20 protein-coding genes are annotated in these 25712 nt (G+C 46.0%); 10 read left to right on the forward strand and 10 right to left on the reverse strand.

Translation table 11 applies throughout. The annotated features are described in order from the left end of the window. Positions 1–139: 139 nt before the first annotated feature. Positions 140–3091, reverse strand: a complete 2952-nt coding sequence (locus PMG71_RS09900; protein WP_283753508.1) for a calcium-translocating P-type ATPase, PMCA-type — start codon at positions 3089–3091, stop codon at positions 140–142. Positions 3092–3447: 356 nt separating this feature from the next. Then, entirely contained in the window at positions 3448–3966 is a 519-nt protein-coding gene (locus tag PMG71_RS09905; RefSeq protein WP_283753509.1) for a DUF2808 domain-containing protein, read from the reverse strand. 281 nt (positions 3967–4247) lie between these two features. Between PMG71_RS09905 and PMG71_RS09910 the strand changes: the two genes are divergently transcribed. The 3 genes from PMG71_RS09910 (at position 4248) to PMG71_RS09920 (ending at position 6016) form a co-directional block, all read left to right on the forward strand. Continuing rightward, a complete protein-coding gene (locus PMG71_RS09910; protein ID WP_283753510.1) occupies positions 4248–4757 on the forward strand; it encodes a DUF4149 domain-containing protein in 510 nt (169 codons plus the stop codon). Positions 4758–4854: 97 nt separating this feature from the next. Continuing rightward, positions 4855–5499 carry a bifunctional 4-hydroxy-2-oxoglutarate aldolase/2-dehydro-3-deoxy-phosphogluconate aldolase gene (locus PMG71_RS09915; RefSeq protein ID WP_283753511.1) on the forward strand — a complete coding sequence of 215 codons (645 nt, stop codon included), beginning with the start codon at positions 4855–4857 and terminating at the stop codon, positions 5497–5499. 46 nt (positions 5500–5545) lie between these two features. After that, positions 5546–6016, forward strand: a complete 471-nt coding sequence (locus PMG71_RS09920) for a L,D-transpeptidase (protein WP_283753512.1) — start codon at positions 5546–5548, stop codon at positions 6014–6016. Positions 6017–6034: 18 nt separating this feature from the next. Here PMG71_RS09920 and PMG71_RS09925 read toward each other — a convergent pair whose 3' ends face one another. From PMG71_RS09925 to PMG71_RS09935, 3 genes are read right to left on the reverse strand one after another with little or no spacing between them, the layout of a single operon-like run. Next, complete coding sequence (locus PMG71_RS09925) at positions 6035–6223, reverse strand: hypothetical protein (RefSeq protein ID WP_283753513.1); 189 nt, start codon at positions 6221–6223, stop codon at positions 6035–6037. A gap of 40 nt (positions 6224–6263) precedes the next feature. Beyond that, a complete protein-coding gene (locus PMG71_RS09930; RefSeq protein WP_347179242.1) occupies positions 6264–7379 on the reverse strand; it encodes a hybrid sensor histidine kinase/response regulator in 1116 nt (371 codons plus the stop codon). Positions 7380–7392: 13 nt separating this feature from the next. After that, a complete protein-coding gene (locus PMG71_RS09935; RefSeq protein ID WP_283753515.1) occupies positions 7393–9168 on the reverse strand; it encodes a sensor histidine kinase in 1776 nt (591 codons plus the stop codon). Positions 9169–9309: 141 nt separating this feature from the next. On the opposite strand from PMG71_RS09935, the gene PMG71_RS09940 reads away from it, so the two are divergent. The 3 genes from PMG71_RS09940 to xdhB all read left to right on the forward strand — a co-directional run bounded on the left by PMG71_RS09940 (position 9310) and on the right by xdhB (position 14802). Next, complete coding sequence (locus tag PMG71_RS09940) at positions 9310–10821, forward strand: YncE family protein (RefSeq protein WP_283753516.1); 1512 nt, start codon at positions 9310–9312, stop codon at positions 10819–10821. Positions 10822–10877: 56 nt separating this feature from the next. After that, on the forward strand, positions 10878–12290 hold the full coding sequence (gene xdhA, locus PMG71_RS09945) for a xanthine dehydrogenase small subunit (RefSeq protein WP_283753517.1): 1413 nt from the start codon (positions 10878–10880) through the stop codon (positions 12288–12290). A 217-nt stretch (positions 12291–12507) separates the two neighbouring features. After that, on the forward strand, positions 12508–14802 hold the full coding sequence (xdhB, locus tag PMG71_RS09950) for a xanthine dehydrogenase molybdopterin binding subunit (protein ID WP_283753518.1): 2295 nt from the start codon (positions 12508–12510) through the stop codon (positions 14800–14802). On the opposite strand, the gene PMG71_RS09955 is transcribed toward xdhB, so the two are convergent. After that, entirely contained in the window at positions 14770–15513 is a 744-nt protein-coding gene (locus PMG71_RS09955) for a DUF429 domain-containing protein (protein WP_283753519.1), read from the reverse strand. The two genes, xdhB and PMG71_RS09955, sit on opposite strands and share 33 nt — an antisense overlap. Positions 15514–15626: 113 nt before the next feature. Between PMG71_RS09955 and PMG71_RS09960 the strand changes: the two genes are divergently transcribed. Next, positions 15627–16451: an Rpn family recombination-promoting nuclease/putative transposase gene (locus tag PMG71_RS09960; protein ID WP_283753520.1), complete on the forward strand. Its 825-nt coding sequence runs from the start codon at positions 15627–15629 to the stop codon at positions 16449–16451. Positions 16452–16629: 178 nt separating this feature from the next. On the opposite strand, the gene PMG71_RS09965 is transcribed toward PMG71_RS09960, so the two are convergent. Next, positions 16630–16872 (reverse strand): AbrB/MazE/SpoVT family DNA-binding domain-containing protein, encoded by a 243-nt coding sequence (locus PMG71_RS09965; protein WP_283753521.1) that lies wholly within the window; start codon positions 16870–16872, stop codon positions 16630–16632. Positions 16873–17005: 133 nt separating this feature from the next. Here PMG71_RS09965 and PMG71_RS09970 point away from each other — a divergent pair, with 133 nt between their 5' ends. The 3 genes from PMG71_RS09970 (at position 17006) to PMG71_RS09980 (ending at position 18503) form a co-directional block, all read left to right on the forward strand. Then, positions 17006–17806, forward strand: a complete 801-nt coding sequence (locus tag PMG71_RS09970; protein ID WP_283753522.1) for an Rpn family recombination-promoting nuclease/putative transposase — start codon at positions 17006–17008, stop codon at positions 17804–17806. Between the two features lie 66 nt (positions 17807–17872). Further along, on the forward strand, positions 17873–18163 hold the full coding sequence (locus PMG71_RS09975) for a nucleotidyltransferase family protein (protein ID WP_347179243.1): 291 nt from the start codon (positions 17873–17875) through the stop codon (positions 18161–18163). Next, positions 18153–18503, forward strand: a complete 351-nt coding sequence (locus PMG71_RS09980; RefSeq protein WP_283753524.1) for a HepT-like ribonuclease domain-containing protein — start codon at positions 18153–18155, stop codon at positions 18501–18503. Before PMG71_RS09975 ends, PMG71_RS09980 begins: the two co-directional genes overlap by 11 nt. Before the next feature lie 215 nt (positions 18504–18718). Here the strand turns inward: PMG71_RS09980 and PMG71_RS09985 are convergent, their stop codons facing one another. The 3 genes from PMG71_RS09985 to PMG71_RS09995 all read right to left on the reverse strand — a co-directional run bounded on the left by PMG71_RS09985 (position 18719) and on the right by PMG71_RS09995 (position 25700). Next, the gene (locus PMG71_RS09985; RefSeq protein ID WP_283753525.1) at positions 18719–22828 is read right to left on the reverse strand and encodes a tetratricopeptide repeat protein; all 4110 of its coding nucleotides are present in this window, start codon (positions 22826–22828) and stop codon (positions 18719–18721) included. A gap of 119 nt (positions 22829–22947) precedes the next feature. After that, positions 22948–25194 (reverse strand): monovalent cation:proton antiporter family protein, encoded by a 2247-nt coding sequence (locus PMG71_RS09990; RefSeq protein ID WP_283753526.1) that lies wholly within the window; start codon positions 25192–25194, stop codon positions 22948–22950. Positions 25195–25238: 44 nt separating this feature from the next. Beyond that, entirely contained in the window at positions 25239–25700 is a 462-nt protein-coding gene (locus PMG71_RS09995; protein WP_283753527.1) for a hypothetical protein, read from the reverse strand. Positions 25701–25712: the final 12 nt, after the last annotated feature.

Consider the following 25712-nt stretch of genomic DNA (forward strand, 5'->3'; position numbering starts at 1 on the left):
ATTTTTGAGTCATATCAAGTCTGGTTTCCGCAAGCGGCCATGAAAAGCAGTTAAACTAGCGGGCAAGATGCCCGCACTCCCTCAATCTGAGTGATATTACTGGAGTGGGAGCATCTTGCTCCCTACATTTTTAATTATGTTATTCAAGCGGACTTGATATCATTGGGGTACGCAGACGAGCCAAAAATCTTCCTAACTCTCCGACCCAAAGGATAATGGACGTGCCGCCCCCAATGATTAACCAATCTTGGAGACTGAGGGGAACTGTTCTAAAGAAACCGCCGCCCCATTGAACAATAATGATTTGTCCAAAGACAATGACCGCAGAAATGATGATAAAACCAGGATTCTCTTTCAAGTTTTTGAACACTGAATCTTTGATGCCAAAGCATTTGGCGTTAAATAAATTCCACCAGTTGACCATCACAAAGGTAGTAAAGAAGAGGGAGAGTTCATAGGGGTCAACGACTCCATCTTGCTGAATATAGAGGAGAAAGCCGACAAAAAAGATCAGGAATACAAAGGCTACCGATAAGAGTTGTTTGGCCATCGATGGACTGATAATAAAGGCTTTGGGGTTGCGGGGAGGATGGCGCATCACCATGGGGTTGGGGGGATCTGTGGCTAGGGCGAGGGCGGCGAAGGTGTCCATAATTAGGTTTACCCACAACAGTTGGGTGACGGTTAAGGGTAAGTTGATGTTAATGAAAGGCCCTAATAGGGCAATGCCACAGGCGGCTACATTAATGGTCAGTTGAAAGAGGATAAATTTCTGGATGTTTTGATAGAGCGATCGCCCCCACATGACGGCATTTTCAATACTCTTGAAGGAGTGATCCAGGATAATAATATCACTGGCTTCTTTGGCTACGGAGGTGCTTTCTTGCCCCATGGCTAACCCGACTTGAGCTTGATTGAGGGCGGGCGCGTCGTTGGTTCCATCTCCGGTCACTGCCACGACTTCCCCATTTTCTTGTAGCATTTTTACCAACCGTTGCTTATCCGCAGGACGGGCACGGGAGAGGACTTTTAAGGAGCGTACAGCCTCCCGCGCTTGGCGATCGTCGAGTTGGGCAAAGTCTTGACCGGTTAAGAAGCATTCGTAACCATCTTCATCGGTAACTAAGCCAATTTGACGGGCGATATATTTGGAGGTGTTGGGATTATCTCCCGTGACGATTTTCACGCCAACACCAGCCCGTTGACAGATTTTGATGGCTCTGGGGACATCGGGGCGGATGGGGTCGGCAATGGCGACAAAGCCTAACCAAGTCATACCTTGACTCATGAGGCGCTCGATCTCGATTTCGGCTTCCGGATAGAGGGGGGCTAAGTTATCCCGATAGGCAAACCCTAACAACCTCATGCCGTTGGCTTCGTAGTGTTGCATCTGTTCGGCGATCGCGCTATGGCTGGGAATCGGTTGCACTCCTTTTTCGGTCAGAATATGACTACATTGGGCTAGAACAATTTCGGGCGCACCTTTGATGTGAATGATGGGGTTTTCCCGATGGCGAGAATAACCCAAGGTGGCCATATATTTGCGTTCTGGGGAAAAGGTTAATTGGGTAAGGGTGCGAAAGCTTTCCCGTTCTTGTTCATAGCTGCGCTGTTGTTCATCTAACCATAACAGTAGCGCTCCTTCTGTGGGATCGCCAATGGGGGTAACTTCTTCTGAGCCTAAGTTGAGGTTACAACTGCGCTGTAAGTTGGCGGTACTGTTAATGGCGATCGCCTCAGCCATGAGATCCAAGTCTCCCCCAAAACAGGACTCACTAACCTGCATCTTATTCAGGGTCAAGGTTCCGGTCTTATCAGAACAAATTACCGTGGTTGCGCCAATGGTTTCGCAGGCCTGCATTTGTCGTACCAGGGCATTTTGCCGGGTCATGCGGCGCATACTATAAGCGAGACTGAGAACTACGCTCAGGGGTAAACCTTCGGGAACGGCGACGACAATCACTGCTACAGCGATCATAAAATAGGTGAGTAAGGCAGTGGCTGCTTCTGTTGTAATCCAAGTTTGGGGGCTTTCAGGAACCCAATTGAACAGCCAACCGAGACCCAATCCTCCGGCTAATATCAATACTCCGATCGCGAGACTTTTGAGCCATTCGACTAAGCGCTCATCTTCTAACCATTCTGGCGATTCCATTTGGGGTTTGATCAAGGTTAATCCTTGATAAATAATGGGTAACCAGACTTTAATTAAGGCGATCGCCGCGCTCACAATCACCAAACTGGTCACATACCATTGTTGACCACTGAGATTAAACTCACCTCCCAAAATCCCCCGCAGAATTAAAGCCCCATCAATTAAAACGGCAATCAATAACCCACACACTCCAATTAACTGACTGAGGCGATCGAGTTGTTGATTGAGGGGGGTTTTTTCCTCTGTTGGCCCAGCAGCAGCTCGTGCAGTGCATCCAATTTCGGTTTGGTCACCTATGGCGATCGCTTCTATAATGCCATGGCCGTCTACCACAATGGTTCCTCGCATCACCCGATCCGGAGGATAGGCCGTAGAACTGACGCTTATTTTCTCTAATTGGTGGGAGGTCACCTTATTGACCGGGAGGGTTTCACCGGTCAAGCTGGACTCATTAATCTGAAAGGATACCGCACCAATAACCAACCCATCGGCCGGCACTTCGTCCCCGGCTTCAAGTAATATGACATCTCCCACTACAATCTCTTTTTTGGGGACTTTACTAAAAACACCACTACGAACTACTGTAACCGGGACTTCATCATTGACTTGGTTAAGGATGTTAAATTCTTGGGTGGCTTTATACTCATTGACAAACGAGACCGTCGTGGCTAAAAAAATAGCCACCAAAATCCCCAGACCTTCGAGATATTCTCCATCTACAAAGCCAATGATCATGGCCAGTAGAGCTGCCACAATTAAAATCCGAATAATGGGGTCTTCATACTTTTCCAGATAGAGTTGCCACCAGGGGGTTTGCTCTGGGGGAGTCAGGATATTGAGTCCATAGCGTTCGCGACTCGCTTCGACTTCTGTCGCTGTTAGTCCCCACAGGTGTTTTGAGTCTTGGAGATCGGGTTGAGGTTTTTGAATGGTCATAGTTTATTTATCTTATACACAAGATTAAGTAGGCTTTTTTAATGGAGATGTGGGGTACATCAAGCTGTTCCATATTCTTCTATCATGATTGAATTTTGCCGAAAATGCACAAGTTAGGCGGGATTGTTAAAGAAATGTTAACAAATGGCTCGATGGATGGGGAGTACCGCCTAAATTCGTAGGAAGTTATACCTGATTGGTTCTTGAGGATGCGTTAATAACGCACCCTACTGCCATGACACAGCTAAAAATGTGCATTAGCGTAGGGTGGGTTAGGCGGCTAAAACCTAGACTGTGATAGCAATCTCTCAATCCGCCGTAACCCACCATTTTAGAGTTGTCACGGCACTACTCTACTAAAAATAGAAATCGTAGAAGTGGAGTCTGCCAAATCCGAGAAAGGCTTTTTGGGGTTTTTCTCCTTGGGGAAATGCGGTTACGCCAAATAAATATACGCCGGTGCTATGGGGGTTTCTGAGGGGATATAAGCCGATGGTAAAGGTGGTTCCGGGGGGTATGGGTTCTTCTAAGGTGAGGGTAAGGGTGCGATCGCGATGGGTTACTGCTTCTAGGGTAAAAGATTTGCCTTTATTTCGGCGATCGCCAGCAAAAACTTTTGTCCGTTCCAGCTCATACCGAGGAACATAAAAGCCTTCAGTTTGAGCAATTTGTAACATCTTGAGCGATTCCGTCGCATCTTCTGGCAGCTCGATGGTAAAGTAATAGACGGCACTCCAAGCACGAATGGAGTTATTGGTAGTGGTAACGGAGATTAACCGGGGTTGTCCGGCAAACGCTGTAATCCCTTCTCGTAGCGTAACCCCATACATTGGCGTACAGAGGTGAATGGCAGGATAGCCAACGGTCAATGACACCAGGAAAAGGGGAAGCACCAATGATCTATAACGTCTATAACACTGTATCTGATTACCCATTACCCTCTTTAAAATACTCCCATTCATTTTTAACTGCCTCCATTGGCGTGATTTCTACACTTTTTCTCTAGATTCTTTACATTTCTCAATATTAACTGAAGTCAATCCTCGAAAAATCGTTAACCCGATGGGTCTGGATATAAATAAATATTGCACTCTCGCGCAACTGGGGCAAAAGTTCGGTACAACATAAAAGTAGAGAGTGTAAGAGAGAAACGAAAATGGCAACTCTATATGGAACCCATGAAAAACAGCTAAACTGGCAACAGATTCTCCTAGGCGCTCTAGGGTTTTGGCTAAGTGCAACCCTAATCGTCGATCTGGTTATTATGCCCATTTTATATAGTGCCGGAATGATGGCTCAACCGGGATTTGCATCAGCAGGCTATTCTATTTTTTGGGTGTTTAACCGTGTAGAAATTCTTTGCGCTGCATTAACCTTAACGGGCTTACTGGTTTTAGAGAATCAACATCAACTATCAGAAGCCAAACGCCATACTGCAATTATTTTATCCGTCATTTTATTAGCGGTCGCTTTGGTAGACACCTATGGCTTAACCCCTCACATGAGTGCCATGGGACTCAACTTAACCTTCTTTGAAAGCGTGCAATCTCTGCCCTCGGCAATGATGCCGATGCAAATGGGATATTGGGTATTAGATCTGTTCAAAGTGGTCGGTTGTGGCATGATTCTCCAACTCTGTAGCCCTTGGAATACTGCCAAGAACTAAATCGAAAACGGCTTAATTCAAGTTTTCCAACCCATTACTCAATTACAAGGTCTTTCAAATGGCCTTGTTTCTTTTTTTGTCTATTTAATCTATAGAGATGTACAAGCAACGGTGGTTAGAGTTACTACAGAATTATCGGGCGATCGCCGTCATTCGTTCCCCCGATCTCAAACTAGGGATGCAACTAGCCCATGCAGTTGCCCAAGGGGGAATGGGTTTAATTGAGATTACCTGGAATAGCGATCGCCCCGCCGATCTGATCGCCCTACTGCGCCAACAACTCCCCCATTGTACCATCGGCGCAGGAACTCTACTCACTAGGGAACAGGTGCAAGAGGCGATCGCCTGTGGTGCAGAATTTTTATTTTCTCCCCATACCCATCCCGCTCTGATCGAACAAGCCATCAAAGCCGATATTCCCATCATTCCCGGCGCTCTCACCCCCACTGAAATTGTCACCGCTTGGCAAAGTGGAGCCAGTAGCGTCAAAGTTTTTCCCATTCAAGCTGTTGGCGGAAGTTCCTATATTAAAAGCTTACAAGGCCCTTTGGGCCATATTCCCCTGATTCCCACCGGAGGCGTTACCCTAGATAATGGGCCCGATCTAATTCAAGCCGGGGCGATCGCCATCGGATTATCCAGCCAACTCTTTCCCCCATCCCTAGTCAAAGCCCAAAATTGGCCGGCGATCGCCGAAACCAGCCGCCGACTCCTCGTAAAATTAACCATGGATGATCCCTAATCTTGAATGCTTTCATAGAAATAGCCAGCTTCTCTGCATCAGTCCTATGAAAACCCTTATCCCGATCCTCACCCTCATGATTCTGGGAGCGCAAGATATCCAGCCCCCTCCCACCTTCGCCCAAACCCCAACCCCAGAAGAGCATCTTCAAACCCTGAAAAACTCCAGCCAACGCTGGATTGAAGTCAATGTTGCCACCCAGCGCCTTACTGCTTGGGAAGGCTCCATTCCCATCTACAGCGTCATTATCTCCACCGGCAAAGCCTACCATGAAACCCCTAGGGGCAGCTTCACCATCCAATCCAAGCATGAAGTCACCCGAATGCAAGGTCAAGATTATGACGTGCCGGATGTTCCCTATACCATGTACTATTCCGGTAACTATGCTATCCATGGAGCCTACTGGCATAACCAATTTGGTACACCCGTCAGCCATGGCTGCGTGAATGTCGCCGTCGATCATGCCGAATGGCTCTTTAACTGGACAGCATTGGGAACCCCTGTGATTGTTAGATAATGGGGGAATGGAGAACGCTTAATTTTTACTTGAATTAGCCTTCGGATGAGTGAGGTGGCTAGGGCGTTCTGAACTCCACTGTTGGCGTAAACGACGCAGTTTTTGGCTTTCCGCTTGTACAGAATGGATCTGAGTTTGCCAGTTATATTCCCCACCAATAAATACAGAGGGAAGATGCATCAGGTCTCGGTCTTCAAATAGACTCATAACTACCTACTCACTGAGAATCACGATTAAGTTTAGTGTATCAATATTCCTCAAATTCCGGTAGTATTGGTAAGAAAAGATGGATGGTTGTTCCTTGATTGAGAGAACTATCAATCCTGAATTTTCCGTCATATAAATAGATCAATTCCTTGACAATTGATAATCCTAATCCTGAACCTTGTTGTTCATAGATTTTGCGATCGAATTGCTGATAGGCTCCCAAATTAGCGATCTGTTCTGGAGTCATTCCCCGTCCGCGATCGCTAATAGATAAATGATAAAAATCACCTTCTATTTCACTGGCTACTATAATCTCAGTGCCCGGATCTGAAAACTTAAAAGCATTATCTAACACTTCTTCCAAGAGTTTAGTTAAACTTTGTCGATCCATCTGCAAATTAGCATCTTTAAGATTTAACTTTAAATCATTAATGCGGGATTTAGACTGTTTTTGGGAAACACTAAAACTTGATTCTTCGATTGCAAGACTGACATATTCTATAGATCTATGCTTGAAAGCTGATAATCGTTCCGGATTACTTTTGATTAACTGCAAGTCAGCATAAAGTAAAAAATTGATAATCAATCGATGTAGCCGTTTTGCTGAAATGTTAATATTACCTAAAAGTTCCAAAACTTCTTGAGTTTCTAAACTTTCAAAGTCGTGCTGTAGAAGTTCAGAAGAAGCTAATATTCCATTGAGAGGAGTGCGAAGTTCATGGGGTAAAGACAGAGAAATACTATGGCGCAGTTCATCTAGTTTTATTTCTGCTTTTTCCGTTTGAATTTCTTGTTTTTTTAATCGAGTTGTAATTGCACTTAACAACTCAGTACGCATAAAGGGCTTCGTAATATAATCATCTGCTCCTAATTCCATCCCTTGACGCTGATCAAACTTAGTCGATTTTGCAGTCAGAAAAATAAAGGGAATAGTTGCTGTTTGCGGTTGACTTTGTAGTTCTTTTAAGACACCATAGCCATCTAATTCTGGCATCATTACATCACAAATAATCAAGTCAGGAAGATGGGCGATCGCCAAGTCAACCCCTTGACGACCCTGTTCTGCACCAATAGCCCAATAGTGTTCTGCTTCTAACACATCTAATATAATATCCCGAACATCTGGATCGTCTTCAATAACCAGTATTTTTTTCATCATAAAACTATCCTTAATGATATAATGGCAGGGTGACTGAAAATAAGCTTCCTTTACCGATCGAGCTTTCTACCGTAATCTGACCTTGTTGAATATCCACTGCTTTTTTAACAATGGCCAAGCCTAACCCCGTACCGGGTAAGTTGTCTACATTTTTACCCCGATGAAAGGATTGGAATAAATATTCACGGTCTTCTTCTAGGATGCCAATGCCACTATCTTGGATTTGAAAACAAACCTTGTGGGCATTATACTCTATCATAAACCTAATTTCACCTCCCTGGGGAGAATATTTAATGGCATTAGAAAGTAAGTTTTCTAAAATCTGCCTTAATAAGCTCTCATCTAGATAAACCTCTATCGGTTGATCGGTTCCCTGGTTTAAGAATTTGAGATTGTGTTTGGGGCTAAGATGAATTTTCATTTCTTCGAGCAAATTCCGGCAAAAATTTTCTAAATTAATTTTATGGGGATTGACCATCATTAGGTTAGATTCTGATTTCCCCATAATCAAAATATTGCTCAATAAAACATTTAAGTGATTGACGGTCATTTGAATCCGTTTCAGGTATTTTAAGCGCTTAGAGACATCCCACTGATCTTGGTAATGTTCCAAGGCTTCAGCCGAAGCTAAAATACTGGTTAAGGGAGTGCGAAATTCATGGGAAGCCATAGAAATAAACCGAGATTTTAGCTGGTTTAATTCTTTTTCTCGTTCCCAGTTTTTTCGCATTTCTTCTTCCAGATTTTTGCGGCGAGTAATCTCTTCTACTGTGCCTTCATAGGCAATAATTTCTCCCCGATCGTTGGTAATAATTCTGGCATTTTCACAAATCCAAATTGTTTGGCGATCGCGGCGATAAATTTGAGATTCAAAACCCATGACTTGGCCTTGCTCGCAGATCAGTTTCATGAACTCTTTACGGCGATTGGGATCGACATAAATTTGGCTAATATCGGTTAAATTATCGATTAACTCTTCTGGAGAATCATAGCCATAAATGCGGGCTAAACTCGGATTAACACTGAGATAATGCCCGTCTGGAGAGGATTGAAAAATTCCCTCGATCGCATTCTCGAAAATACTGCGATATTGAGCCTCGGCTTTCTCCAGTTCTTGATAGGCGATTTCTAGTTGGCGACGACTTTTAAATTCCGACTGTTGCAGCCGTTCGTAAAGATACACTGAAAAATTACAAATTAAGCAAACCCAAAATAGGGTTAATAGGAGGGGGACTTGGAAGGAGGAATCTAGGACTGAAAATATAGAAGCCTGCCGATCCAGGGAGTGGAACAGAGCATAAAACCCAACGGTTACTCCTTGGGTTAATAAATGTAGCCACCAACGGACAGAAATTAAGGTGGCTTGGGTAAAAAAGGCAATAATTAATCCCGAAAAATTGATTTCAAAGATGGGATTGAGGGTATGGGAGACTAGGGGAAGTAGGGTGAGAGACCAGGAAAAGAGCAGAAATAAGATATTGAGGTGGCTGTTGCGGGAGGCTAAGGGGAGTAGATGTAGACTGGTGAGCAGGCTGAGGGCGATCGCCACTTGAGTCCAGAGCTGATGATCCCATAAGGGTTCTTCTAGTTGCCAAAAGCGAATGCTATTGAGGGCAATGATACTGAGGATAAACCCTAATGCGATCCATAGGGCTAACTGCAAGCGCACTTTCAGAAACTGCTGTTGCCATTGCTGATAATGAGACGTGCTTGGAGGGTTAAGCCAGTCCCATAGCGGGTTTAATGGACTTGAGGAAGGTAAGAGGTGGGATAATTTGGGGATCATGCCATAGAAAAAAGAAAAGACTTGAGGGACAAAGCTGGGTACAATCCTAGAAAATATGGGTAGGGTCAGACTAGCTTTAAAGTATTGGCGATCGCTACCCTCGAAAATAACTGGTAATAACTCGGCGCAGCTCCTATTTCCATGGTATTACTAACCTACACTCCATCTAAACGGCTCAAATCTTCAGGGGAAGCTTTGGTGAATTCTCCAGAGGTTCTCCCTAGGCTTAAACCAGCTAAACGAGTTTATCGTAAACTACCTAGAAGATATCGGCGACTGTGGCGCTTCAAAGCTTTCTGTTTAGGGATTTCCTTACCTGCGTCGATCCTGGGAACTTATCTATTTGGGACGGAAATTCTGATGCCAGAGGGGAAAGTGGCGCGATCGCTCTATGAGTGGGAAATGGCTGTATCGGAATTGCCCCCAGAACCGACCCGCGATCGCTGGCTAGAGGTGGAAAATGCGGTAAATCAGGCGATTTCATTAACCGCAACTGCTCAAACTAAGGCTCAATGGAGAGCCGTGAAATCCTATTGGCAAGAGGCGATCGCCACTCTTGATACCCTCCCCCCCGATCATCCCCAATTTCCCCAAATTCCTAGCCTGAAAGCCGAGTATCAACAGCAACTCGACACCGTTCAAGAAACCCTCTGGGCCGATCCCACTCCCATGACACTCCAGCATGTGATTCGCGGTAATCTCTCCCCCAAGTCCATTGTCCATTCTGGAAACGGTCTTTTCTTCGCCCAAAATATGATGTACTCCCACACTGTCACCGTCTACGACCGGGAGTATAACCTCGTGGGGACGATCCCGGATCGCGTCGATTTAGAAGCCTTCGGTCATACAGAATATAGCGGACTTTTCCAAGGATCTCCCGTAGAAGCCGCCTTTTCCCACAACGGTAAATATGCCTGGGTCTCCAACTATCAAATGTACGGCCCCGGATTTAACCGTCCTGGAGATGATGTTTGTCATCCTGATGCCAACTTTGACCCCTCGACGCTCTATCGCATCAACACCGAAACCCTCCAAATTGAAAATGTGATCTGGGTCGGATCTGTGCCCAAATATGTGGCCACTACCCCCAATAACCGCCTGGTTCTCGTCTCTAATTGGTGTAGTTGGGACTTAAGTATCATCGACACCCAACAGAATCAAGAAATTAAGCGCATTCCCTTAGATGCCTATCCTAGGGGTATTGAAGTCGATGCCCAATCTCAGTTTGCCTATATCGCCATCATGGGGTCAGATGATATCGCCAAAGTTAACCTGAATGACTATTCTGTGCAATGGTTTAACCAAGTGGGAATCACCCCCCGACACCTCAATTTAGACCCCCTAGAATCCTATCTCTATGTCAGTTTTAACCTGGATAACGAAGTGGGCAAACTTGACCTAAAGACAGGGAAAATTATCAGTAAAGTCTCTACCGGAAGCGCTCCCCGCAGTATGGTGTTATCTGAAGATGGACAATTTTTATATGTGGTCAATTACAATTCTGATACCCTGAGCAAAGTTCGCACCCAGGATATGAAAGTCCTGCAAACTGTTTCCACCGAAGCGGCTCCCATTGGTGTCACTTACGACCCCCAAACCCATCAAGTTTGGGTGGCTTGTTATACGGGGAGTCTGATGATTTTCCAGGATTAGGGGATGCAAAGTGTTTTTCCAGAATTGATATCCTCATTACTCATTACTCATGACCCATGGCTCAACCCTATCTCATTGTTAACAACAAAACCCTCTTTCTCCAAGACACCTCTGCCAACTGCACCCTATTGGAATATCTGCGACAAACTGGATTTGTGGGCACGAAAGAAGGGTGTGGCGATGGGGACTGTGGCGCTTGTACTGTGGCTATTATTACCCAAAATCAGGAGGGAAAACCCCAATATGAAGCCATCAACAGTTGCATTGTGCCCCTCGGTGCAGTCATTGGGCGCGAAATCATCACCGTAGAAGGTATTGCCGGGGATACTCTGCATCCGGTGCAACAAGCGATGGTGGAAACGGGTGGCTCCCAATGCGGCTATTGCACCCCTGGCTTTATTATGAGTATGTTTTGTGCCTATTATCAGGGAACGGTCGATGATGTCTGTATTGAAGGTAATCTTTGTCGCTGTACCGGCTATCTTCCTATCCGTCGCGCTGCTCAACAAGTGACGGGAACCAGTGATATTCAAGACCAATTTACCGAAAAACTAGAGAGTGCCTCTAGGATAATGATAGGGTGCGAATATGGGGAAGAGGGCGATCGCTTCCATCGTCCCACCAGCCTACCCCAACTCCTCCACCTCCTCCAACACCATCCCAACGCCACCCTCATTGCTGGAGCAACCGACATCGGACTCCACCTCAGTCACCACAGCCAACACTTTCCCCTGCTCATATCCCTCGAAGCCATCCCCGAACTGCAAACCCTGCACATCACCCCTGAAAGCGTCGAAATCGGCGCAGCTCTTCCCCTGAGCCATGTTCAAACCCAACTTCAAGGCATCTTTCCCAGTCTCGACACCATGCTCTCCTGGTTCGCCGCCCGCCAAATCCGCAACCGTGCTACCATCGGTGGTAACCTCCAAACCGCCTCACCCATCGGAGACCTCTCCCCCGTCCTCCTCTCCCTCGATGCCACCCTCACCCTCTCCAGTGCCCAGGGAGAAAGAGTTGTGCCCCTCTGCCACTTTTTCCAAAATTATCGCCAAACCGCCCTTCAACCGGCAGAAATCATCCGCTCTATCTCCATTCCCAGAACCCTACCCCCCAAATCCGTTCGCCGTCTCAGTCAGTCCTATAAAATCGGCAAACGGGGAACCGATGATATCAGCATTGTTGCCGCCGCTTTTACCATCGACTTAGACCAAAATCACCACATTATTCAAGCCAGACTCGCCTATGGAGGAGTCGCCCCCATCCCCATCCGTGCCACCGCAGTCGAAGAAATGCTCATGGGCAAACCCTGGAATTTAGACACGATTCTAGAAATGAAACCCATCTTACACCAAACCTTTACCCCCCTAACCGACCTCCGCGCCAGCGCCGAATATCGTCAACTCCTCGTTGCCAATTTATTCGAGAAGTTTTTCCATCAGATGATATCAAGTCCGTTGGATCAGTTATAGTATGTCATTGCGAATGGAGCGGAGCGGAATGAAGCAATCTCAACACTCTCCGAATCTTGGCGATTGCTTCCCTCCGGTCGCAATGACAACTCTAACTCATAGATTAATACTGTACCTCATAACATCGTGAAGCGCTCTATCATTCAAATTCTACCAGCAGACTCTGCCCACCTTATTAACGATTAAATATCCTATTGAAAATTTACGGCAATCTGTCATGAAATTCAACAAACACAAAACCCACGAAAGCGCCCCCCATCATGTTACTGGAAACGCCACCTATACCGATGACCTGCGCCCACCCAGAGATCTCCTTCACTTATTTCCCGTTCTCTCCTCCCATGCCAGAGCAAAAATTAATCAGATTGACTATTCCCTTGCCCAACAAGTCCCCGGAGTTGTCACAGTAATCACCCCTGAAGATATTCCCGGCATTAACAATACTGGCATTATCAGCTTAGACGAAATTCTCCTACCGACGGATGAAATTTACTATCACGGTCAACCCATTGTTTGGATAGTGGGAGAAACAGAACGCGCTGCAAGAGCAGGAGCTAAACAAGTTAAGATTGATTGTACTCCCCTAGAGCCGATTTTAACGATAGAACAGGCCATTGAGAGTAATAGTTTTCAAGGAGAACAACAAGTTATTCGGCGTGGCAATCCGAGTTTAGCTCTCGAAAAAGCAGAACATACCCTAGAAGGAGAACTCGAAATTGGCGGACAAGATCACTTTTATTTAGAAACCCAAGTCAGTTGGGTAACGCCCGACACTGAAGGCAATTATCACGTTTATTCCTCTACCCAACATCCCACGGAAACTCAAATTATGGTGGCACGAGTTTTGGGAATTCCTCGCTCTCAAGTGGTGGTCACTTGTTTACGCATGGGAGGCGCATTTGGGGGTAAAGAAAGTCAAGCTAATCCTGTTGCTGCCATTGCTGCCATTGCTGCTCAGAAAACTGGTCAATCTGTGCGACTTCGCCTCAAGCGTAAGTATGATATGCTCATGACTGGAAAACGCCATGGTTTTTTTGGAAAATATCGGGTTGGATTTAATTCAGAGGGCAAAATTTCCGCCCTAGATATCGATTTATATTCCCATGGGGGTTGTAGCTTAGATTTATCGCCTCCGATTCTGGGTCGCGCTCTGTTTCATATTGATAATTGCTATTATATTCCCGATTTGGAAGTGCGGGGAAAAATTGCGAAAACTCATACGGTTTCTAATACGGCGTTTCGGGGATTTGGCGGCCCGCAAGCGATGGTGATGATTGAGGAAATTATAGACCGAATGGCTCGCTTCCTGCAAGTGAGTCCCCTGGAGATTCGCGAGAAAAATTTCTATCAGGGAATGGGAGAAACGAACACGACTCACTATGGACAAGAGTTGTTTGGTAATCGCTTACAACAGATTTGGGGTCAATTGAAAGAAGAGGCAAATCTTGCCCAAAGAATGGAGGAAGTGAGGGCGTTTAATGAAAGTCATAACCATGAGAAGCGGGGATTAGCAATGACTCCGGTTAAGTTTGGGATTTCGTTTACCAAAAGTGAATATAATCAAGCCGGGGCACTGATTTTAATCTACCTTGATGGCAGTATTCAACTGAACCATGGGGGCACAGAAATGGGCCAGGGATTGCACAGTAAGATGCTGCAAGTGGCGGCAAAATCTTTGGGGGTAAAGATTGACCGATTTCGAGTGATGCCGACGAGTACGGATAAAGTGCCGAATACTTCTGCAACTGCTGCTTCTAGTGGTTCTGATTTAAACGGACAAGCGATTAAAAATGCTTGCGAAACGCTCAAGGAACGATTAGCTCCGGTGGCGGCGAAGTTGCTCGATTTGTATGCTGCTGAAGATTTGGTGTTTGCCGAAGATTGGATTTATTCTAGTACAGATCCTAACCTAAAAGTGAGCTTTGATGATGTGATTGGTCAAGCTTATTTGGAGCGAATTAGTTTATCGGCAACGGGCTATTATCGCACGCCAAATATTTCTTGGAATCCGCAAACGGGAAGGGGTCGCCCGTTCCATTATTATGCCTATGGTGCAGCCGTAAGTGAGGTGCAGGTGGATGGGTTTACGGGTATGTTTAAACTGCGGCAAGTGGATATTGTTCATGATGTGGGAAATTCTCTCCATTCTTTGGTCGATCGCGGACAAATTGAGGGCGGTTTTGTGCAAGGGATGGGATGGTTGACAATGGAGGAGTTGGTGTGGGATAATGGAGGTAGACTCTGCACTTATTCTCCGAGTACCTATAAGATTCCTACTGTTGCCGATATTCCCGAAGCATTCCACATCAGCTTACTGGAAAAAGCGGCGCAACCGGGCGTAATTTACGGCTCGAAAGCGGTGGGAGAACCGCCATTTATGTTAGCGATTTCGGTACGGGAAGCGATACGGGAAGCTGTGGCGGCTTTTGGTAGTTGCCAGCAGGTTCGGTTAGCTTCTCCAGCGACTCCAGAAGCAATTTTAAGGGCGATCGCAGAGGTTTTGTCGGTCTGATTTCGGGACAATAATATACCCAGACTGAAGATCGCCTAATACCCAGTTTTTTTGAGTTCCCCAATACCACCAATGAGCGCCAATATAGGCACAGATGAGGCTATCAAGTTGGTCTTCAACGGCTTTGAGCGCCTTGCCTTTTTCGGGGATAGGGGGTAAATCGAGGGGAGCTAGGGGGGGTTGGCGTTGAGGAAGCCGATCGCCAATAAAAGTCCGTAGCTTAGACAATTCTAAGCGGCGATCGCCCACTTTACCCTTTTTGTACTTCAAAATTCGCTCTAGTCCAAACAAATTGACGATCGCCGGATGGGGATAAACTTCAATTTGATACCGTCCCAGTTTTTGGGCAATCATGTCTGGTGCATGGCTAAACCCGCGCTGGTGTAAAGATTGACCAAAACCCGTTGTCCGCTCGGCAAACGGACGCTGTTGATTAGCCGGATAACATCCCGCATCATACTTGCCAAAATAGCGATGGGTGAGGCGATCGCACAGACGCATTCCGGTTAGATTAGGAATGAGAGTCGGCGCATCCACGGCAATTAATCCGGGGGATTCTGGAGGAAGTTGGCGATCAATCCAAGCTAAAATTCGATCCAGTTCAATCTCTGTGGTTAAGTCTACCCGATGCAATTGCTCCAATTTCCACTCTAGACAACACAACCCAGTCGCTCCAGAGCGCCATCCTAAATCAATGCCGAGAAATTTCATGGCTTTTTATGCTTGAGTGAGGCGATCGTAGCATATGAGAGGCGATCGCCCCACCCCATCAAACAAACCAGATTTCTGCGACAATAGGCTAGTGCCGAAATCCCCATAACCGGATGAAAACCGATACTCTCTTTTACAAAGTCTTCCAAGATTTTCCCCAATTCTTCTTTGAACTCTGTGGACTTCCCCCAACCAGAGCCAACCTCTACACCTTTACCTCCGTAGAAGTGAAGCAACTAGGTTTCCGTCTGGATGGACTGTTCCTTCCCAGTAGCAATAATCCCGAACTTCCCTTCTATATCACCGAGGTGCAATTTCAACCCGATGAAGATCTCTATTACCGCTTATTTAGCGAAGTCTTCCTCTATTTGAAACAATATCAACCGCCTCACCCTTGGCAAGTTGTCGTCATTTATCCCAACCGGAACACGGAGAGGGTAAATCCCCTACACTTTGCTGAACCGCTCCAACTTCCCCAAGTGCGACGCATTTACCTGAATGAACTGTCCCAAAATTCGCTAGGGTTAGGGGTGCTTAAACTGATTATGGAGCAGGAAAGCACCGCTCCGGAAAAAGCCAAAACCCTGATTGCACAGGCAAAATCGCAGTTAACCCAACAACAGGTACAACAGAATCTGATTGATTTGATCGAGACTATAATAGTCTATAAGCTACCCACGAAAAGCCGAGAGGAGATTGAAGCGATGTTAGGACTGAGCGAAATTCGACAAACCAAAGTTTACCAAGAAGCCTTAACTGAAGGACGTGAAGAAGGACGTGAAGAAGGACGTGAAGAAGGACGTGAAGAGACACGACAAGAGGTAATTTCCCAGATGGCTCGTTATGGTTTATCTGCTGAAGCGATCGCCGAAATCCTGAATCTTCCAGTAGAAACGGTGACGGAAATCCTAGAGAATTTGGATGGCGATGAGGAATAATGGCGCTTCGCCCCCCACCCAAAAAACCGGGCTTCTGGCTGCGACAAGAGGCGAAAAGTCTCAATTTTTACAAAATTAGAGGTGTAATTTTAGCCTGGACTTCCTTCACCACATCCTCTGGTAAAGTTGATATAGACAATATCCCCCCGGTTGGGAACATAGGGATCTTCTTCTGTAGTCACCACAGCTCATTCCCCACAGCCACACCAGTCTCTTGCTCTTGATGGCAGTTTTCTGGAGTAATTGCGCTCACCAATTCTTCTAATGAATAGGAGGAAGACGATCGCACTTTAATCACTAAATTACTATCGATCACTTGCAGATCGACATCTGTTCCTTCAGAAAGTGCAATTTCCTGAGCGACAGACTCAGGAATAGGAATGGCTAGACTATTCCCCCATTTAGTAATTTTGGAAACCATCGGTTGTCCTTAACCTCTGAGTTGACACGGTATAGATATTTTATCCTCAAGTGCCTGGGTTTTGGCTGCGACGTAGACATCTGTATCATTGTTAATTGTTAATTGTTAATTGTTCATTAATCCTCAGAACCGGATGAAAACCGATACTCTCTTTTACAAAGTCTTCCAAGATTTTCCCCAATTCTTCTTTGAACTCTGTGGACTTCCCCCAACCAGAGCCAACCTCTATACCTTTACCTCCGTAGAAGTGAAGCAACTGGCTTTCCGTCTGGATGGACTCTTTCTTCCGAGTAGCAATAACCCCGATCTTCCCCTCTATATCACCGAGGTGCAATTTCAACCGGATGAAGCTCTCTATTACCGCTTATTTAGCGAACTGTTCCTCTATCTGAGACAATATAAACCTCCACATCCTTGGCAAGTTGTCGTCATTTATCCCAACCGGAACACGGAGAGGGTAAATCCCCTACACTTTGCTGAACCGCTCCAACTTCCCCAAGTGCGGCGCATTTACCTCAATGAACTGCTTCAACAGTCGTTAGGGTTAGGCGTGCTGAAACTGATTATCGAACAGGAAAGCACTGCTCCGGAAAAAGCTAAAACCCTGATCGCACAAGCAAAATCTCAGTTAACCCAACAACAGGTACAACAAAATCTGATTGATTTGATCGAGACTATAATAGTCTATAAGCTACCCACCAAAAGCCGGGAGGAGATTGAAGTGATGTTAGGACTCAGTGAAATTCGACAAACTAAAGTTTACCAAGAAGCCTTAACTGAAGGACGTGAAGAAGGACGAGAAGAGAGACAACAAGAGGTGATTTTCCAGATGGCTCGTTATGGCTTATCTGCTGAAGCGATCGCCGAAATCCTGAATCTTCCCATGGAAACGGTGACCGAAATCCTAGAGAATTGCGATCGCGATGAGGAATAATGGCGATCTAATTGAGACTGCTATAATGAGCGTCATCTAGCCATTCTACAATCCATCCCTCAAATGATGAATCAAGAAACCGTCATTTCTACCCTCAAAGAGCATCTGGAAACTTTACATCATTTGGGCGTAAAATCTCTCGATTTGTTTGGTTCTGTGGCTCGGAACGAAGCTAGACCGGATAGCGACCTCGATTTTCTGGTAGAATTTGAAGGACAAATCACGTTTGATGCTTATATGGATTTAAAGTTTTTTCTCGAAGATCTATTTACCAAAAAGGTCGATTTGGTCATTAAAGAAGACCTGAAGCCTCAAATCCGTGAAGTTGTGATTAATCAAGCCATCCATGTCGCGTAATCTCAGTTTATATCTGGCTGATATTCTCAGCAGCATTGACAAAATTGAAAGTTACACTGGATCGATGACCTATGATGAGTTACTCGAAGATGGACGAACGTTAGATGCTGTAATTCATAACTTCTACATTATTGGAGAAGCAACTAAACAGATTCCTGAGACGATCCGGATTAAGTATCCACAAGTGGAATGGAAAAAGATTGCTGGACTACGAGATATTATTGCCCATGCATATTTCTCGATCAATACTCAAATCATCTGGAGCATTATTCAAACTAAGCTAGAACCGTTGAAACGCTGTGTTCAAGCGATCTTAAATGATGAAGAGACAGAGCAATGATAATATTCGTAAGGATGGACATTGGCGATTTATCCAGTGGTTTTGAGCCACTTCTGCATCAATTATATCGATCGCCGTTCAATTAACAATAATTCGGCGCTTCGCCCCCCCACCAAAAGAAACCGGGTTTCTTCCTCATTTCAGGCACTTCTCCTCCCCTCTGGCAGAAACCCGGTTTCTGGCTACGACGCGGACATCTCTTCGTTGTTCATTGTTCATTGTTCATTGTTCATTGTTCGTCGAATCCGCCAATAGAGGAGAACGGCAATAATCCAGAGCAGGGCAAAGGGAAACGCCACGACACCGGCAATAAAACAGAGGGCGAAATTGAACCAGCCTTTCTGAGCAAAGCGGATAAAGGACTTAAGCCACTGGGGGAAAGCGTCCATACCTTGCAGTTCTAATAGCTGTTGGTTGTAGTAACTCATTTGTTGATATTGTCCTAGCTGAGAGTGGACAATGCTTAAATTTTGTAGAGATCTGATTTCTCCAGGCTTATCGCCGATTTCTTGAAACATTTTTAGAGACTGCTCGTGGGAGTCTATGGCTCTTGCGTAGTCTCCTTGGGAATGGTAAGCTAAACCTAAAGCATAGAAAGAAAAGGCAAGGATCACTCCAGAATAATTGCCAATTTCTTGAAAGATTTTCAGACCCTTCTGTAAGTTTGATATCCCTTGTTGGCAGTCTCCTTGAGAAATGTAAGCGAGGCCTAAACCTATCAAAGTTAAAGAAAGGGCAGGATCAGAGTACTCGCCAATTTCTTGAAAGATTTCCAGAGACTGCTGGAAGTAGGATATCGCTTGTTGGCAGTCTCCTTGAGAAATAATGTAAGCGAGGCCTAAATCACGCAAAGAAGTGGCAATCCAATAGCGATCACCAATTTGTTGAAAAATTTTGAGAGACTGTTGGTAGTAAGATATGGCTTGTCCATAGTCTCCTTGGGAAGAGTAAACGTTGCCTAAGTTCCCTAAACAATCAGCACTACCAGAGTGCTTGCCGATTTGTTGATAAATTTCCAGAGCCTTCTGGTAGTAAGATATGGCTTGTCCATAGTCTCCTTGAGAATTATAAGTCAAACCTAAGCCTAGGAAAGAATCGGCAATACTAGAGCGATTGCGAATTTGTTGAAAAAGTTCCAGAGCTTTCTGGTAGTAAGATATGGCTTGTTCGTAGTCTTTTTGGGATTGGTAAGCCAAGCCTAAGACCATGAGAGAATCAGCAAGGCCAGAGCGATTGCCCCTTTCTTCATAGATTTCCAGAGATTTTTGGCCGTAAGCTTTGCTTAAGCCGATTGTAGAAGAGAGAAGGCTAGAGAGATCGACGATTTGTGGTTTAATTTTGAGAGACTGTTGGGAGTAGGATATGGCTTGTCCATAATCTCCTTGGGATTGGTAAGTAGCACCTAAGTCATGCAAAGATTCAGCGATGCCTACATGATCGCCGATTTCTTGAAGAATTTCTAGACACTTTTGGGAGTAGGATATGGCTTGTCCATAATCTCCTTGGGATTGGTAAGCCAAGCCTAAGTTGCCCAAAGATTGGGCAATGCCAGAGCGATCGCCGATTTCTTGAAAAATTTCCAGGGCCTGCTGGGAGTAGGATATGACTCTTTCGTATTCTCCTTGGGAATTGTAAGCGTTGCCTAAGCCTATCAAAGAATTGGCAATGCCAGAGCAATCACCGATTTCTCGTCTGATTTCCAGAGCCTGTTGGTAGCAGGACATGGCTTGTCCGTAGTCTCCTTGGGCATAGTAAGCGTTGCCTAAGTTCATCAAAGTAGTTGAAGTCACAGAGCAATCACCAATTTGTTGAAAAATTTCTATAGCCTTCTGGTAGTTAGATATCGCTTTTCCGTAATCTCCTTGGGAACAGTAAGCCAAGCCTAAGTTATTGAAAGATTTGGCAATGCCAGAGCGATCACCGATTTCTTGTCTGATTTCCAGAGCCTTTTGATAGTAGGATATCGCTTGTTCGTAGTCTCCTTGGGAATAATAAGCGACACCTAAGCTATTCAAAGAGTCAGGATAGCGCGAGTCTTGCTGATTGGGTAAATGCTCCACCAGTTGCTGATAGAGTTCAATAATATACAGGGAGTTGTAACCTTGGAAATCTAGAAATTGACTGACTGACTGTTCATACTTGCCTTCATTATGAAGCACATCAAACGCCTGTTCATACTCTCCCAACTGGCACAGATGATAAAACAACTCCAAATAATCCTGCACATCCTCAACCGTTGCCGTTTTCCAATCTTCTGGCATTTGACAGCGACTGCGATACACCTCCACTGCTCGCTTGTGCGCTTCCCTTACGTCCCCAGCGCGATACTGCAAATACTCCAGAATAAACGGCTGAAACTCATAACGCCCTTCTCCCTTCACCAAAAACCCGCGCTCGGCCAACTGCCGTAACTCCTTGTCGCTCACCTCTTCAGCCACCATTGCCGACACCAGAGCCGCATCAAACCCTTGCCGCAATACCGTTAACCGCAATAACCGCCCTTGCCAAACCGACGGCAACCGGCTAAAACTGCGCTCCAACACCACCACCAACTGCACGATTTCCTGGCGATGCTCTCCCTGAATGCGGCTATCTGCCATCAACTGCCGCACATCGGCCAAATTCAACTCATCTAAATGGGCTAGAGTTGCCCCCTCCCCAATTTCCTGCTCCAACATCCCTGCCACCAGACGCAACGTTAAGGGATGTCCCGCGACTTTCTCGCTATAGTCTTCTCGCTCCTGCGCTTCCCCCCCAACCCCTAACGCTTTTAATAATTTCCCCCCTTCCGCTCTCAACAATCCCGATAACGACAACCGATTCGGTACTATCCTAGAGAACTGGGGCATCACCTGGGTTGTCATCAAAATCTCCGTGTGACGACAACACCCTAACCACCGTTGCAAAAACTGCCCATACTTCTCATCTTTCACCACCGACTCAAAGTTATCCAACACCAACAAAAACCGCCGCCGTTGTAACTGCTGTACCAGCGCTTCCCCTAACTCAGCGTCGGGAATCTTCTCAATTTCATCTAGGGGCAACTGCACCAATTTCTCCAACACTTGCCGTGCGAATCGTCCAAACGGGGGAGACGCTCCCAAGTCTGTCCAGTATTTGACCTCAAAATCCTCGCGCTCCCAATACACCCGCGCCACTAGGGTAGACTTTCCTACGCCCCCAATGCCAACAATCACCCCCAGTTTCCGATTCTCATCATCCAACCATCCGTTAAGTGTCTCCAGTTCCTCCACTCTCCCTTGCCAATCAGTAACCGTGGGCACAGTATCGCCCACAGTCGCCACTCCAGTCCGTTTCTGGCGCTCCTCTTTCTGCTGAAAATAGCCAATAATGCGCCCTTCGCTCTCCTGTATCTCTTGGGTGAGCGTAATTCCTAAGCGATTTTGCCCCGCTAAAATTTCCTGTTGTCCTGCCAATACCTGCTCAAACTGCCCCCCTAACCATCCCCGCAAGCGGTCAAGAATCTCCTGAGTTCTGTCAATTTCCCCTAAAATCACCTCTATCCCCACACCCAACTGCGCGGATAACTCCCGAAACCGCGCCTGATTTTCTGCCTCACTTCTGGCTAACTCCTGCTGAAGCTCCCCCAATTTTGCCAATGCTTGGTTCACGTCCTCCCGACTCTCCTGGGGAACCTGCACTTCCTGCAACCCCGCATGAATCGCCCCCAAAAGCGAGATCACCAACCCCCCAAAGGCTTTCCCTCCCTCGGAACAATCCGCTTTCAACACTTCCCGCAAGGCAAACGCAAACTTATCCCGCAAGTCTATCGCCAACTGCTTGAGAACATTCTCTCCTAATTGCACATGGGCATATACCCGCAATTCCTCCAACAGCTCCAACCAATCCGCTTCCGTCAACACCTGCACCGGCTCACTGCCCAGACCCTGGCTAAACCAGCCCAGAACCCGATCGCCCTGAATCGGGTCAAATTTCTCATTTTCCATCGCCTTCAGCTCCTGGGCGACGGTTTTCCAGTGTTTCAAAGCACATTTAGCTAGAGATACCAGCTCTTGCTTCGAGCTTTTATAGGTTCCGGCTTCTACCCTGGCCTGAATCAGCAGTCCAATCGCCAATCCCACCGCTTTGGCTAAATCATGATTGTCCAGTTGCCCCTCACTATCCCGCAACCGGACAGTGAGATTTTCCATGTACTGAGGAATCGCATCATTAGCAATCATCCCCCCAACTACAGCAGCAACGGAAAGTCCTAATGGCGCTAATGCCCCCTGACAGAGGTTACCGCCTAACAATAACGCGGTACAACCCAGTAACCGAGTATGGCGTTGAGTCAGTACATCCATGGTCTTTCTGATGTGATGGATAATATTGATTATAAGAGAGTTTCTGACTCATTACTCATGACTCATTACTCATTACTTAACAGCGCAAAGCGCTGTATGAATGGGGCGGGGCGATCGCCTTAGTTTAACTCGTTTGGATTCAAGAGAATATCCTCTTGAATAACTTCCTGAATGCGATCGCTCTCTCCTCGCAACAATAAACAATCATCCCCTTCTAACTGCATGGCTGCATCTACCGGATTATACAGTTTTCCATGGCGACGGACAGCTTGAACGACCACCTGATAGGTTTCCCAAATGGCACGGGGAGTAAGATGAATTAAAGGGGAAGTCTCCGCAAGGGTGAACCAATGACTAATTCCCTCAACCAGGGCACTACGTCCCTCGACTAAATCCCGAAACGCCAATATTTCTTCGGGTTTACCTACCACTAATAATTGGTCTCCAGAGCGCAAAGTCATTTGATTTTTGGGATAATAAACCCGATCGTCTCCTTGCTGAATTGCCATCACCGTCACTCCAGTTAAATGACGGATATCTGTTCCACTGAGCGTCATCCAATCTAAAGAAGAAGTTTCCGAAAGTTTCACCCATTCATGATGTAGAGACTCAGTAGCATCATTGATCCATTTCTGTTCTAGTCCAACTAAGTTTTCTGGACGCACACTTTGATAATGATCCCGATGGATGGCTTGAATCACTGATTGAATTGCCCATTGAGATTCGCCCAAGGTAGAGAGTAAATGGGCCCCCATTTCTAGGGCGGCTTCAAATTCGGGTTGCACCACTTCTTGGGCCCCTAATTGGGTGAGGACATCAATTTCACTATTATTATGCGATCGAGCCACTACATCTAATTCCGGGGCAAATTCCAAGGCTCGTTTGAGCAAGAGTCGGGTACTGGCAGGATCGGGGAGGGCGATCGCTAGGGCTTTTGCCGTTTCTAAATGAGCTTTTTCTAGGACTAATTCGGAGTCTGCATCGCCAAAAATATAGGGAATATTTTGATGTCTTAACCGTTGAATAGCGGCTTCACTATTTTCGATCACCAGGAGCGGATAGCCTTGATTGTGCAAAATTCTAATAATGGCTTGTCCCACGCGCCCATAACCGGCAACAACGACATGATTTCTGAGGGTTTCGGGTAAGGAGATGGCTTTGACTTCTTTTTGCCGCAAGAGTTGATTCAGTCCAGGAATTGTATCAATCCATTCGGCTAACCGAGGGGCAAAGCGAATGCTAAGGGGAGTAAGAATGAGGGTGATAGCGGTTGTGCCAAGGATGAGTAAGTATTGTTCGTTGGTTAATAGTCCGAGATCGAATCCTTCTAGGGCAAGGACGAAGGAAAATTCCCCAATTTGGTTTAAGCCCAAGGCGGCGATCGCGGCAGTTTTAAAAGAATAGCCGAATTTGAGGACAATGGGGAAAATAATGAGGGCTTTTCCGAACATTACCATTAACACTAAGCCTAATATAATGCCGAAGTTATCGAGCAAAATTTGTGGATCGATTAACATGCCGATGGAGGCAAAGAAAAGACTGGCGAAGGTATCGCGCAGGGGGAGAACTTTGGCCAGGGCTTGATCGGCGTAATCAATTTCGGCAATCATTAAACCGGCGACAAAGGCTCCCATTTCAATGGATAACCCCAGATGGGCAGTCACCAGGGCAACCCCTAAGCAGAGGGCAATGGTGGTGAGGAGGAAGAGTTCGCTGCTTTCGGTGCGGGCGATGCTTTTAATGAGGGGAGGTACTACCCATCGTCCCAGGGCGATCGCCAATCCCAAAAAGATGCTAACTTTCAGTAAGGCGGCTCCTAATGTGGGCCAGAGGTGTTCAGGGTTATCTAATGCAGGTAAAATAGCTAACATTAAACCCAAGGCTAAATCCTGGGCAATTAAAATCGCCAGCATCACCTGTCCGTGAAGGGTATTGACCTCTCCGCGCTCGGTGAGGGTCTTCAGTACCACGGCGGTGGATGAGAGCGATAAAATTGACCCCAAAAAAATTCCCTGCGTCCAACCACTCACCCAACCGAGAACCGTGGAGGCGATCGCCACTAAACTTAAAGTTAAGCCAATTTGTAATAAACTGCCTTGAATGGCAATTTCTTTCACCCGCTTTAATTCTGCTAAAGAAAACTCTACCCCCAAAGCAAACAATAAAAAGGCTACTCCAATCTCCGCTAAAGGTTTAATTTGCTCCGTTTCCCTCAGCAACTGCAAGCCAAAAGGCCCCACCACAAACCCACTAACCAGATATCCTAAAAGTACCGGTTGTCGCAGGCGCGTGGCTGCATAACCTCCCAGAGCAGAAGACCCCAAAACCAGGGTTAAATCTAGGATAAAGTGATGATCGGCTGCCATTTTTTTGATATTTGGATGTAGAGATATACGCAAATTTTATAATATTAGTAAATAAAAATAGCTCCCGTACTTTGAATATCAATGGCCTGACCAATGCCATCGCCCACCCGATCCGGTTTATCCGTGCGAAGAATTTCAAACGTGATAGATGAACTGGAATTTATGGTAATATTGTATTCAAAATTAATCTCTTCATTTCCTCCATCTAGAGGCATATACCCAATCCTAATATTCGCCTCTGGATCAGCAAGAGTTAAGCTGGTTGTTTCGCCTCTACCCAAGGAATCTGGCACTTTCATGGGTGAGTCAACTGTTAGATCATAGTCTAGATCTAAGCCAGTGCGGTTAACCAACTCAACCGTCATCGGAAATTGGGGATTGTCAACGCGGGCGATCGGTTGCCAAAATCCTTCCTGGTAAGTATTGGCAGGAGGAGTTTGACTCATTGCCCCCATAGGAAACAATAAAGACAAACCCAATGCCATTTTAATTCCCGTCTTGATCATAGTTTAAGACCT

This window comes from Roseofilum acuticapitatum BLCC-M154 (assembly GCF_030068475.1).
GTDB lineage: Bacteria > Cyanobacteriota > Cyanobacteriia > Cyanobacteriales > Desertifilaceae > Roseofilum > Roseofilum acuticapitatum.